At 67.4% G+C, this 12,348-nt stretch carries 12 protein-coding genes and 1 riboswitch; of the genes, 5 read left to right on the forward strand and 7 right to left on the reverse strand.

What is annotated here, in order from left to right:
* Nucleotides 1–19 precede the first annotated feature (19 nt).
* Complete coding sequence (locus AMYAL_RS0111995; protein WP_020631547.1) at nucleotides 20–889, forward strand: TIGR03621 family F420-dependent LLM class oxidoreductase; 870 nt, start codon at nucleotides 20–22, stop codon at nucleotides 887–889.
* On the opposite strand, the gene AMYAL_RS0112000 is transcribed toward AMYAL_RS0111995, so the two are convergent.
* Together AMYAL_RS0112000 and AMYAL_RS0112005 are read right to left on the reverse strand one after the other, a co-directional pair.
* Nucleotides 883–1,500, reverse strand: a complete 618-nt coding sequence (locus AMYAL_RS0112000) for an NAD(P)-dependent oxidoreductase (protein ID WP_020631548.1) — start codon at nucleotides 1,498–1,500, stop codon at nucleotides 883–885. The genes AMYAL_RS0111995 and AMYAL_RS0112000 overlap by 7 nt on opposite strands.
* A gap of 95 nt (nucleotides 1,501–1,595) precedes the next feature.
* Nucleotides 1,596–2,717 carry a hypothetical protein gene (locus AMYAL_RS0112005; RefSeq protein ID WP_020631549.1) on the reverse strand — a complete coding sequence of 374 codons (1,122 nt, stop codon included), beginning with the start codon at nucleotides 2,715–2,717 and terminating at the stop codon, nucleotides 1,596–1,598.
* 340 nt (nucleotides 2,718–3,057) lie between these two features.
* Between AMYAL_RS0112005 and AMYAL_RS0112010 the strand changes: the two genes are divergently transcribed.
* From AMYAL_RS0112010 to AMYAL_RS0112025, 4 genes are all read left to right on the forward strand, one after another.
* Complete coding sequence (locus AMYAL_RS0112010) at nucleotides 3,058–3,669, forward strand: 50S ribosomal protein L25/general stress protein Ctc (RefSeq protein ID WP_026466990.1); 612 nt, start codon at nucleotides 3,058–3,060, stop codon at nucleotides 3,667–3,669.
* A 10-nt stretch (nucleotides 3,670–3,679) separates the two neighbouring features.
* Nucleotides 3,680–4,276, forward strand: coding sequence for an aminoacyl-tRNA hydrolase (gene pth / locus AMYAL_RS0112015; RefSeq protein ID WP_020631551.1), 597 nt, complete (start codon nucleotides 3,680–3,682; stop codon nucleotides 4,274–4,276).
* A 158-nt stretch (nucleotides 4,277–4,434) separates the two neighbouring features.
* Nucleotides 4,435–4,794 (forward strand): DivIVA domain-containing protein, encoded by a 360-nt coding sequence (locus AMYAL_RS0112020; protein ID WP_020631552.1) that lies wholly within the window; start codon nucleotides 4,435–4,437, stop codon nucleotides 4,792–4,794.
* Nucleotides 4,794–5,123 (forward strand): DivIVA domain-containing protein, encoded by a 330-nt coding sequence (locus AMYAL_RS0112025; RefSeq protein WP_020631553.1) that lies wholly within the window; start codon nucleotides 4,794–4,796, stop codon nucleotides 5,121–5,123. The genes AMYAL_RS0112020 and AMYAL_RS0112025 overlap by 1 nt, the downstream gene beginning before the upstream one ends.
* 61 nt (nucleotides 5,124–5,184) lie before the next feature.
* Here the strand turns inward: AMYAL_RS0112025 and AMYAL_RS0112030 are convergent, their stop codons facing one another.
* From AMYAL_RS0112030 to rsmA, 5 genes are all read right to left on the reverse strand, one after another.
* Nucleotides 5,185–6,876: a fatty acyl-AMP ligase gene (locus tag AMYAL_RS0112030; protein WP_026466991.1), complete on the reverse strand. Its 1,692-nt coding sequence runs from the start codon at nucleotides 6,874–6,876 to the stop codon at nucleotides 5,185–5,187.
* Between the two features lie 51 nt (nucleotides 6,877–6,927).
* Complete coding sequence (locus tag AMYAL_RS0112035; protein WP_020631555.1) at nucleotides 6,928–8,700, reverse strand: ABC-F family ATP-binding cassette domain-containing protein; 1,773 nt, start codon at nucleotides 8,698–8,700, stop codon at nucleotides 6,928–6,930.
* A 67-nt stretch (nucleotides 8,701–8,767) separates the two neighbouring features.
* Nucleotides 8,768–9,733 (reverse strand): 4-(cytidine 5'-diphospho)-2-C-methyl-D-erythritol kinase, encoded by a 966-nt coding sequence (locus AMYAL_RS0112040; RefSeq protein ID WP_020631556.1) that lies wholly within the window; start codon nucleotides 9,731–9,733, stop codon nucleotides 8,768–8,770.
* 121 nt (nucleotides 9,734–9,854) lie between these two features.
* A complete protein-coding gene (locus tag AMYAL_RS0112045) occupies nucleotides 9,855–10,865 on the reverse strand; it encodes a methionine ABC transporter ATP-binding protein (protein WP_026466992.1) in 1,011 nt (336 codons plus the stop codon).
* Nucleotides 10,866–11,075: 210 nt separating this feature from the next.
* Nucleotides 11,076–11,166: riboswitch (SAM riboswitch) on the reverse strand.
* 247 nt (nucleotides 11,167–11,413) lie between these two features.
* A complete protein-coding gene (gene rsmA, locus AMYAL_RS0112050; RefSeq protein WP_020631558.1) occupies nucleotides 11,414–12,250 on the reverse strand; it encodes a 16S rRNA (adenine(1518)-N(6)/adenine(1519)-N(6))-dimethyltransferase RsmA in 837 nt (278 codons plus the stop codon).
* Between the last annotated feature and the right edge of the window lie 98 nt (nucleotides 12,251–12,348).

Raw genomic sequence — 12,348 nt, forward strand, 5'->3', positions numbered from 1 at the left:
GCGTGGCTAGGTTCCGTTCATGGGGAAATTCAAGTTCGGCGTGAACCTGTGGGGCGCCGAGAACCGCGAAGACTGGGTCGCGAAGTGCCTCCGCGCCGAGGCCCTCGGATACGACGTCATCTCCGTGCCCGATCATCTGGGCCCAGGACGGAACGCGCCCTTTCCGGCCCTGACCATGGCGGCCGCGGTGACCCGGCGTCCGCGCGTCGGCACTCTCGTCTCCAACGTGCCCTTCTACAACTTCGCTCTCCTCGCACGCGAAGTCGCCACGACGGTGAAGATGACCGGCGACCGGCTGGACCTCGGCCTCGGCTCCGGCCACATGAAGTCGGAATTCGACGACGCCGGCCTGCCGTGGATCCCGGCCAAGGAACGCATCGAGTTCCTCACCAAGAGCCTCGACCACCTGCGCGAACACTTCGCGAGCGAAGGGATCACACCCCCGCCGCTGCTCCTCGCGGGCAACAGCGACGGCGTGCTCTCCCTCGCCGCCCGAGAAGCCGACATCGCCGGCTTCTCGGGTCTTCGCCAAGCACCGGGAAAACCGCCGGGCACCTTCCAGCTCGACGACGCCGAGCGCATGGACGAGCGCGTCGCCTTCTTCCGTTCACAAGCGAACGGCCGCGACCCCGAATCGAACCTGCTCGTCCAGCGGGTCGTCGTCACGGACGACCGGCGCGCGGCCGCCGAGTCCTGGCGTGCAGAAGACCCGGACAGCTTCGACGTGGACAAGCTGCTCGAAACGCCACAGTTGCTTTTCGGAACCGTCGACGAGATCGTCCGGCAACTCCAGGAGCGTCGCGAACGGTACGGCTTCTCCTACATCACGGTGTTCCAGCCGATGCTGGAAACGTTCGCGCAGGTCGTGAAGGAACTGTCCGGTCAGTAAGCGACGCAGAAACGCTGACGGCGGCGCTCCGGCTTGTCGATCTCGTCGACGAACGCGATCGCGTAGTCGGCGCCGCTGATCTTCGACCCGCCGTTCTCGTCGGTCAGGAGCACGTCGCCGCCGAGCCGGAAGTCACCGGTCCGCTCGCCCTCGGCCCACGCGCCGAACTCGGCGGCCGGGCTGAGGTAGAACCAGTCGATGTCCTCGGGAAGCTTCCGGAACGCTTCCAGTACCTCTGCGTGTGCTCCCGCTTCGCCCTTGTACTCGTCCGGGAACTCGGGGGTGTCGATCAGCCGCGGCCCGCCCTCGGCCACGTGCAGGCTGCCCGCCCCGCCGACCACGCCGATCCGCGCGCCGTTGTCCTTCGCGACCTGAGCGATCGAGGGCACCGCGTCGAGCAGACCGCTCTGCCCGTGAACCGCGATGACCAGGACATCGGCACCCTTGGCGACCTCGGACAGGAAGGCCTGGTCGTAGAGCGACCCTGCCCTGGTCCCATCGCCTTCGGCGTTCCTCGACACAACCAGGACCTCGTGACCGCGGCCTCGTGCTTCCGCGGCGATCTTCCCGCCCGCGTACCCGGTTCCTCCGAACACAACCAACTTCGCCATCACGTTCTCCCTTTTCATCGGCGACAACGCCGATGCTAAGAACGAGAGATCGACTACTTCAACGTATGTAACTCACCTGAGGGTGAGTGTGCAGGTCAGCCGCCCAGCGCGGCGAACTCGGACTTGAGCTTTTCGCGGACGCCGTTCACGTCGACCGGGACCCGGACCTCACCGCGGGCCGCCGGCTTCGCCTGCACCTGATAGCTGGCGTTCCGATTCGGCAGCTTGAACTTGACCTCGCAGGACATGCTCGTCGTGGTGTCCGGCGCCGCGTTGGCGTCCGCCGTGCAGGTCTGCGCGCCGAGCGACTGCGCGGAGAACTCGACGGTCAGCGTCAGGTGCACGGGCGTCCCGCTCGCGCCGCCGATGACGGTGTTGGCCACGCCGATGGTCGCCCGGCAGGTCCCGACGAAGTCCGTGCAGTCCAGCTTGTCGTCGACCACGCTGACACTGACCTGGGCAAGCGCGTCGAACGGCTGTCCGATCCCGCCGATCGCGCCGTCCAGATCGGTCTGGAGCTTCTTGAGCGCGTCCCCGGCGAGCGGCTCGACCCGCATCTCGGCACCGAGCGTCTTGCCGCCCGCCGCATCGACGAGGGACGGCGCGAAACTGACGACCCGGTGCGGCGCCGCGGTGGTCACCCGCAGCGTCCCGAGCCCGCTCCCGACGTCGTAAACCTCGGTTCCGTCGGGCAACTTCGACCGGACCGGATCGGTCAGCCGGTTCGTCGCGGCCACCGCGGTCCGGAGTGTCGACGCGGCCTTCCGCGGGTTGAGCACCCCGACGGCGTTCACCGGCAGGTCCGAGCTGTCGGTGCGGACCCAATTGGTGCCGTACAGCTCGCTGTTGCCCAGCCCGTGCGCCTTCCAGTACTCGGGCGTCGCCGAGAGGTACAGCTGCTTGTCTGTCGCGACGACCTGGACGGTCTGGCCGTCGACCGGCAGCGCGCCGTGCGCGCTCCCGTTGCGGGTGATCCGGAACTGCAATTCAACGGGTTTGCCCGAGGCATCCTTGATTGTCGACTTGTAGACAACCGCAGGCGACTGTTCGAGCTCTTTCAGCGCACTCTCGACAGCACCGCGCTGCTCAGTGCGCCGATCCACCCGCTGCTGCTCGGCGGGTGAGATCCCCGCCGCCCCGTCGATCTCGACGTCGCAACCGGCCACGAGGCAGCACAAGGCGGCGATCGCGCCGATCCTCAACCGTCGTGCCGGCATGCCGCCCCCTTCGTCTCACGTGCGAGGAGATCACACCTTAGAAAAGGGGTCACGCACCACCGCATCCGCGGGTCCCCGAAGCAGCTGTCACCGACTTGTCACCTGAACGAGCCACCCGGCGGGACCGGTGCACGACCGGTTGGTCTACACTTTCCCGGTCTCGGCGAGGCGGGTTCCGTGAGCACCTGGTGCCCGACGTGATCGACGCGGCGGCTTGAGTGGCCACACGCGGTCGAGCACGCCTGTGGAATTCGCCGCCGAACACCAGAACCGCCCCGAACCATCCCCACCTCAGCATGCTTTCGCTGAACATGTTGGTGAATTGAAGGAGTGCTACACCGTGTCCGAGGTAAGCCTGTCCGTCGAGCCCCGCACCGAATTCGGCAAGGGTGCCGCGCGCCGCACGCGTCGCGCCGGCAAGATCCCCGCGGTGCTGTACGGGCACGGCTCGGACCCGCGCCACTACGCCCTGCCCGCCCTCGAGTTCGCCCGCGTCGTGCGTGAGAACGGCAGCAACGCCGTCATCACCCTCGAGCTCGAAGGCAAGAGCGAGCTGGCACTGACGAAGACCATCGTCGTCCACCCGCTGAAGAACTACATCGAGCACGTCGACCTGCTGGTCGTCATCCGCGGCGAGAAGGTCACCGTCGACGTCCCGGTCGTCGTCACCGGCACCGCGGGCCCTGGCACCCTGGTCACCACCGACCTCGACTCCCTCACCATCGAGGTCGAGGCGCTGCACATCCCCGAGCAGATCGAGCTCTCGGTCGAGGGCGTCGCCGCCGGCACCCAGATCCTTGCTTCGCAGGTCACCCTCCCGCAGGGCGCCAACCTGGTCACCGACCCCGAGGCCCTGGTCGTCGCCGTCAACGAGGCGCCGTCCGAGGCCGCGCTCGAGGGCGAAGAGGCCGCTGCCGAGGCGGAGGCGACTCCCGCCGAGGCCGCCGAATAAAGTCACTCGTGTGACCGAAGCTGTACTTCCTGGGGCCGGCGAGCAGATCCTGCTCGCCGGCCTTGGCAATCCCGGCCCCCAATACGCAGGCAACAGGCACAACGTCGGCTTCATGGTGCTCGACGAACTCGCCGGCCGCGTCGGAGGCAAGTTCAAAGCCCACAAGAGCGGCGCCGAAATCCTCGAAGGCCGGCTTTCCGGACAACGAGTGGTCCTGGCCAAGCCGCGCTCGTACATGAACCTCTCAGGCGGCCCCGTCGTGGGCGCGGCCCGGTTCTACAAGATCCCCCCGGCCGGTGTCGTGGTCGTCCACGACGAGCTGGACGTCGACTTCGGTGCGCTCAAGATGAAACTGGGTGGCGGCGACAACGGCCACAACGGTCTCCGCTCGATCACCAAATCCCTGGGCACGAAGGACTACTACCGTGTCCGTTTCGGCGTCGGCCGCCCTCCGGGACGGCAGGATCCGGCGGATTTCGTGCTGAAAGACTTCTCGACGGTCGAGCGCAAAGAGCTCGCTTTCGAGATCGATCGTTGCGCCGACGCCGTTGAAGCGCTTATCAGCACCGGCCTCGCCGCAGCCCAGAACACCTTTCACGCTGGGTGAATCCGCTCACATGGCGGTGCGTTACACCTCGTCACTCGAAGGCGTTCACCACGCCCCTGATCGAGTCGTGGAATAGCGCGAACTCTTCCGGGGAACTCTCAAAACCGTTAGGACGGAATGCGGAGATCGCATTCCCCACCGAAACCGGAGAGAGTTTCATGTCGTTTACGGCCGAAGACATCACCGGCGCCACTTTCCCGAACGCTCCGATCGGGCGGCGCGGATACGCCAAGCACGAGGTCGACGCGTTCCTCGAACGGATCGCGGACACGATCTCGGACCAGGACGACCTGACGGCCGCCGAGGTCCACCACGTCATGTTCTCGCGTCCGTTGATCGGGAAGCGTGGCTACGACGAACGCGAAGTCGACGAGTTCCTCGACAAGGTCGAAGGGCAACTCGCCCACCGGACCGGCCAGCAAGTGCTCGGCGTACCCGGCGCGCGTGAAGAGGACCAGGCGACCGCCGAACGCGCCGTTCCGGACCGCGGTCCCATCGAGTTCCTGCGGGAGCGCTAGTGCCCGTCACCGCGTTCGAGGCGAGAACCCGGCAGTTCGACCGGGCGCCGATCGGTGCCAGGGGATATCACGAGCCCGCGGTCGACGCCTTCCTCGAACGGGTCGCGGCGACACTCGACGGCGACGACGACCTGTCGGTTTCGGACGTCCACAACGTGGCGTTCGCCAAAGCACCACTCTCGAAACGAGGCTACGACCCGGCAGCCGTCGACGCGTTCCTCCGGGACGTCGAGGGCACGCTGGCCGGACTCTCCCGGTCCGCCGACTACTACATAGCGCCGGCCCTGGAACACACCCACACCCGTAAGCCGCCTTGGCGACGCCGCTGACCCACGGGAGGTGCCGCGAAAGGGCCGGGCCCGCGATATCAGCGAGCCCGGCCCTTTCGTGTCAGCTGGTCGTCGCGTTCTTGGCGATCTTGTCCGCGAACTGGGTGGCGGTCGCCGCCCGCTTCACCTTGCCGGAGGGTGTCTTGGGCAGGCTTCCCGCCGGGAGCACCACCACCGCGAAGGGCCGCATGTCGACCGCGCCACGCACCTTGGCCGCGATCTCCTTCGCCAGCGCCTTCTCCGTTTCCGGGTCACCGGCAAGTTTCGATTCGACGACGACGGCGAACCGCTCCCGGCGGCTGCCGGCGTCGATCCGCACAGCCACGGCGTTCCCCGCCCGGACCCCTTCGACCGACGTCGCCGCCCGTTCGATATCGGTCGGGTACAGGTTCCGGCCGCCCATGATGATGACGTCCTTGCGACGGCCGCAGATCACGATCATGCCGTCGACCAGGTAGCCGAGGTCGCCGGTGAGCAACCAGCCGTCCTCGTCCTGTGTCGCGAGCGGACCCTCCATGGTCAGGTACCCCGGCGTCACGGCCTCGCCGCGCAGGCGGATCTCCCCGACCTGGCGCTCTCCGAGCACGGTGCCCTTGTCATCGACGATCTCGGCCTCGAGCCCGTCGAGAGGCGGACCGAGCACCGCGAAGGAACGGACTTCGTCGGTTCCGCGCCGCGGGTCGTCTTCGGGGACCGGCACCGCGCGGTTGTCCGCCTCGAGTGCGTCGGCTTCGACGATATCCAGCGTCAGTCCGGTGAACAACGGCGCGAACGAAACCGCGAGAGTCGCTTCCGCCATGCCGTAGGCCGGGAAAACGCATTCGGCGGGCATCTTGAACCGCTCCCCGGCTTCGACGAACGTCTGCACGGCCGTTTCGTCGATCGGCTCGGCACCGTTCAGCGCGATCCGAAGCTTCGAGAGGTCGTACGCGTCGTCGTCATCGACACGAGCCATCCGCCTGCCCACGATCGCGTAGGCGAAGTTCGGCGCGGCCGTGGTCGTGCCGTTGTACTTGCTGATCAGCTGCGGCCAGATCAACGGTCCCGACAGGAACTCGAGCGGCGTGATCTTGACGAGTTCGACGCCGAACGTCATCGGGACGGTCAGGAAGCCGACCATCCCCATGTCGTGGAACGTGGGCAGCCACGAAACCATCACGTCGACGTCGAAATCGAACTCGGCACGATCGACCATCGCCTTGACGTTCGAATACAGGTTTCCGTAAGTGATCCGCACGGCCTTCGGATCGGCCGTCGATCCACTGGTCAGCTGCAGGAGCGCGGTGTCGCCTTCGGCGGTCGGCACGGGCTCCGCCAGCGGTTCGGCCTCGAGCAGCTCGGTGATCACCTGGAAAGCGATGCCGTGCTCGGTGAGCACCGGTCCGAGTTGATCGAACGGGTCACCGAGCAGAACCAGACCGGACCCGATCATCCGCAGCACGCGAACGGTGTCCTCGGCCCATTCGGCGAGGTCGGTGCGCTGAGTGGGCTGGTGCAGCATCGTCACGCTGCCACCGGCGAGCCACACCGCCTGCACCGTCGGCGCGATCAGCGACGGCGCCGCCGCCAGGACGGCCACCGCCTTGCCAGGCTCGAGCCCAGCCGTCACCAGACCTCCGGCGACCCGCTTGGCCTGCTCGTGAATCTCGGCCCAGGTACGCCGAACCGGCTCCTTGGGCTCCCCGGTGACCATTCCCCGCTGCTGACCTCGCCCCGCCGCAGTGGCGACGAGCGTGTCCACGAACCGACTCATGCGCGTCACACTACTGTCCGCGCTGAAAGACCCGCTCGACGTCGAGTGAACTTATTCGACGGCTTCGGAAGTCTCGAGCCACTGGGCCTCGACCTCCTCTTTCTCCGTTTCGACGGCCTTCAGTTCGGTGTTGAGCTCGATGAGCTTCGTCGGATCGGTCGCCGCGGCGAGGAGCGCCGCGTGCAGCTTCTCTTCTTTCGCGTGCAGCTGGTCGAGCTTGCGCTCGAGGCGGGACAGTTCCTTCTGCGCCGCCCGCTGTTCCGCGGCGCTCTTCTTGGGCGCGGAGACCTGCCCGTTGCCCGACTTCCGGTCGCCTCCGGCCTTCTCGAGGCTCTTGGCGCGCCGATCCAGGTACTCCTCGATGCCACCCGGCAGGTGGGTCACCTGCCCGTCCCCGAAGAGCGCGACGATCGTGTCGCAGACGCGTTCCACCAGGTACCGGTCGTGCGAAACGACGACGAGGCTGCCCGGCCACGAATCGAGCAGATCTTCCAGCTGTTGCAAAGTGTCGATATCGAGATCGTTCGTAGGCTCGTCGAGCAGCAGCACGTTGGGCTCGGCCATCAGGAGCCGGCACAGCTGCAGGCGACGCCGTTCGCCACCGGAAAGGTCTTCGACCGGCGTCCACTGCCTCGACGCGGGGAAACCCAGCTTCTCGGCCAGCTGCGAGGCGGAAAGCTCCTGCTTGCCGAAAACGACCCGGCCTGAGATCTCTTCGATCGCCTGCAGCACGCGCAGGTCACCCGGCAGGTCATCGAGCTCCTGCCGCAGGTGCGCGAGGCTGACCGTCTTGCCCTGGATGCGCCGCCCCGTCTCGGGCTCCTTGTCACCGCCGAGCAACTTGAGCAGAGTCGTCTTGCCCGATCCGTTGACGCCGACCAGGCCGATCCGATCGCCGGGCCCGATGCGCCACGTGACGTGATCGAGCAGGGTACGGTCGCCGACCGTCAAAGTGGCGTCCTCGACCTCGAGCACGGTCTTCCCCAGGCGCCGGCGGGCGAACGCCTGCAGTTCGACCGAATCACGTGGCTCCGGCACGTCGGAGATCAAGGCCTCCGCCGCCTCGACGCGGTAGCGCGGCTTCGAGGTCCTAGCCTGCGGACCGCGACGCAGCCACGCGAGCTCTTTACGCGCCAGGTTCTGTCGCTTCTCTTCGGCCGTCGCTGCCAGCCTCGCCCGTTCGGCCCGTGCGAAGATCCAGTCCGCGTAGCCACCTTCGTACTGCTCGACCCGACCGTTGGTGACTTCCCAGGTCACACTCGCGACCGTGTCGAGGAACCACCGGTCGTGGGTGACGACCACGACCGCGATCCTGCGGTTGAGCAGATGATCCGCGAGCCAGCGCACACCTTCGACGTCGAGGTGGTTGGTCGGCTCGTCGAGGACCACGAGATCCAGCTCACCGGTGAGAGCGGCCGCCAGGGCCACCCGGCGACGTTCGCCACCGGACAAGTTCGCCGTCGCCTTTTCGAGGCCGAGAGCAGTGATCCCCAGACCGTCCATAATGGACCTGACACGCGCGTCAGCGGCCCACTCGTGCTCCGCGCCGTAGCGCTCCAGCACGACGTCGCCGATCGTGCTGCCGACGGGGAGTTCGGTTCGCTGAGTGACCACGGCCATCCGTAGGCCGCGGACTTGGCTCACGCGTCCCGTATCCGGCTCGCTGATCCCCGCGAGGACTTCCAGCAGTGTCGTCTTCCCGCCCCCGTTGAGACCGACGACGCCGATGCGCTGCCCCTCCGCCACACCGAGCGAAACACCGTCGAGCAGCGGGCGCACCCCGAAGGACTTGCTCACCGACTCCAGGTTGACCAAGTTGGCCATGCCTCAGCCGATCCTTTCCAAAAAGCTTGCACCACAACGAATTAGTCGATGTCCATTTCGGACACCCTCACGCGTGCACCCGAGGCGGCGTCGGCCGCGGCGCGTCGTCCCCGCCCACCAGGCGAGCTCCTGGAACCGGCCCGTGCGCGACGCGCACCGTGCGACAGACCCCCGCGCCGGACAACTCCGCGGCGACCTCGACGGCCGACTGGGCATCCGCGCACAGGAAAGCGCAGGTCGGCCCGGACCCGGACACGGTACCGGCGAGCGCCCCTGCGTTGACTCCTGCCCGCAACGTCCGGCGCAGTCCCGGACGCAACGAAACAGCGGCCGCCTGGAGGTCATTGCCGAGAAGCAGCGCCAGCTGCCGTGGGTCACCGGACGCCAGCGCCTCGACCACCGGAGTATGCGAACCGATCCGCGGCGGGTTGCCCTCTTCACGCAACCTGTCCAGTTCGCCGAACACTCGCGGGGTCGAAAGACCGCGCTGGTCGAAGGCCAGAACCCAATGGAACGTATGCCTGGACAGGACCGGCACCAGCTGCTCGCCCCGGCCGGTACCCAACGCTGTCCCGCCGTAGAGCGCGAACGGAACATCACTGCCGAGCTTCGCGGCGATACCCGCCAGTTCGTCACGGGAGATCTCCAGCTTCCACAGTGACGCGAGCCCCACCAGGGTCGCGGCCGCGTCAGCGCTGCCACCGGCCATTCCGCCCGCTACCGGGATGCCTTTGCGAAGCACCACCCGGACCTTGGACTCACCGTCCGCCTTGCCGACGTGGGCCGCCAGCGCCTGCGCCGCCTTCCAAGCGAGATTGTTGGCCCCTGTCGGTACGGAACCTTCACCTTCGCCATAGACCTCGACGCCGGGGTCCTCAGTGACCGCGACGGTCACCTCGTCGGTCAGGGAAAGCGCCTGGAACACGGTCACCAGCTCGTGGTAGCCGTCCGGGCGTACGTCACCGACCGACAGGTGCAGGTTGACCTTGGCGGGAACCCTGACGGTTACTGGGGGCGGTACGACGGCGAGCACGAGTCAAGCCTACGTGGCCGCTCCACTTGTGCCGCCACCAGGAGAAAAGAGAACAGGACGAGTCGGACACGAATGGGCCGCCCCGGACGGATTCCGTCCGGGGCGGCCCATTCGTCAAGAATCAGGCAGCGACGCCCTGCGGGCCGCGGACCGGGTGGGTCACGTGTCCACCGCGTTCGGCGATCCAGGCGAGCGCGGCGTCCGCACGCTCACCGCGCACACCGAGACGGAACCGGCCGACCGGCGTGTCGCCGATCCGGGTCAGGCCGCCTCCGATGGTGGCGAGCTCGACGTCGAAGCGACCTGCCGCCTCCGGCAGCAGCGCGCCGACCGATGCGAAGCCGACAAGCACGACATCCACCGCGCGGTCGTACTTCGAAGCCTGCGCCCGGCCGGTCTCGATCGAGGGCAGGAGCGCCTGCGCGGTCCGGCTGTTCGGGTCGGAGACCAAGTCGAGCACCGTTCCGCGTTCGATGATCGCCCCGGCCTCCAGAACCGCGACGTCGTCGCAGACACGGCGAACCACGCCGGCGTCGGGAGTGGTGAGCAGGACGGTGACTCCGAGCTCGGCACGCGCCCGGTCGAGCACGGTCAGGACCGCGCCGGACTCCTCGGGCTGCACACCCGCGGTCGGGTCGTCGGCCAAGAGCACGGACGGCCCGGCGGCCAGGGCCTTGGCGATGGCCACCCGGCGCAGCTGCCCCTCGGACAGGTCGCCCGGCCGCTGCCCCGCTCGCGGGGTGAGCCCGACCAGGTCGAGCAGGTTACCGACGCGGTTGCGGCGCTGCGGCCCGTCGAGACCGAGCTGTTCGAGCGGCGACGCGATGTTGCCGGCGATGGTGCGCTCGGCGAGCAGCTCCGGTTTGGTGCTCACGACACCGACCTGACGGCGGATTTCGCGCAGACGGCGGCCGTCAAGGGTCCCGGTGTTGAGCCCGTCGAGGCGAACGACGCCCCGGTCGGGACGCTCCTGAAGCCCGATGCAACGAGCGAGGGTCGACTTGCCGGAGCCTGCCGGACCGACGACTCCGAACAGCGAGCCCGCTTGGATGTCCACGCTCACATCGCGCAGGGCGACGACGGGATTTCCGTTGAGGGGAAAGGACTTGGACAGGTTTTCGACAGTGATCACGAAGGGCTCCATGCAAATGGGGCGCTGCTTCTTTCGAGCGCGCCAACCGTCACCGAGTAGCCGTCCGAACGGACGGATTTCAGAGGTAAGGGAAGAGACTCAGGCAGTAACGGTGGAGCGTCGACACGCACTTACCGTGCGGCGACCTTCATCGACGACACGTCGCCTGGTCAGCAGGAGCGGGTGGGTGACCCTGTTCATTAGGCACAGCCTCCATCGGTCCTGGCGGTAGCACCTGCCCTGTGGAGGGTGGTTGCTGCGACTTCGGCGAGCCAGGTCTCTCAGTCGCTCGGGATGGCTCACTGAGTAAAACCGATCCCACTGGATGAAAGCAAGCGCGTAGGCGCAGATCACACGTCTGGTCGCGTCCATGATACAGGATCTGCTGTCCACATTATGGAACGACACTAGCCGTCCCTGTGTTATGGCGGGGCCCCTGCCTGCTAAGACAGGTCTGGATCATGCAGATCGAGGAGAGGACTTACGCTTTCGTGCTGACATCGACCGGCACGCGTTCTCGAGGTACCGGTCACATCTGCCACAGGTGGTCAGCCTGCTGCAGCGGCGATCCGGACGAACTGATGAACATCCAACTGCTCGCCGCGGGTCTTGGGGTCGATACCCGCCTTCTCGAGCAACTCGCCCGCGCGATCGGCGGAACCCGCCCATGACGCCAATGCCGCGCGCAAGGTCTTCCGCCGCTGCGAGAAGGCGGCGTCGACCACCGCGAACAGCCGCTCCCTGGCCACAGACCACACCAAGTCACCTCGCTCGAAAGCGACCAGCGCGGAGTCCACGTTCGGAACAGGCCAGAAGACCGCACGGGGCACTGCGGCGACCTTGCGCGCCTTGCCGTACCACGCGAGCTTGACGCTGGGCACGCCATAAGTCCGGCTTCCAGGGCCTGCCGCCATTCGGTCCGCGACCTCGGTCTGGACCATCACGAGACCACTGGTCAGCGACGGCAGCTCGGCGAGCAGGTGGAGCACGACGGGAACGGCGACGTTGTACGGCAGATTCGCGACGAGCGCCGTCGGTCGCGCAGGCAGGTCGTCCGCCGTGATCCGCAGTGCGTCCGCCCCGACGACCTTCAGCCGCTCGGCCCCGCCTCGCTCGGCCACGGTGTTCGGCAACCGCCCCGCCAGTACAGGGTCGATTTCGACCGCGACGACTTCGGCACCGGTCGCGAGCAGGCCAAGCGTCAGCGAGCCGAGGCCCGGCCCGACTTCCAGTACGACGTCGCCTTCGCCGATCCCCGAAAGGTCGACGATGCGGCGCACCGTGTTGGGGTCGTGCACGAAATTCTGGCCGAGCTTCTTGGTCGGACGTACGTCCAGCTCGGCCGCCAACGCCCTGATCTCCGCAGGCCCGAGCAGTTCAGTCACTTGACGATCGTAGCCAGCCCCCCTGAGCCTCGGCTGGCGGCCGCGACTCGCCCCCATCACCCTTCCGACGGTTCCCATCTGCACGCGTTCCACTTCAG

This window comes from Amycolatopsis alba DSM 44262, from assembly GCF_000384215.1.
In the GTDB taxonomy this organism is placed as follows: domain Bacteria; phylum Actinomycetota; class Actinomycetes; order Mycobacteriales; family Pseudonocardiaceae; genus Amycolatopsis; species Amycolatopsis alba.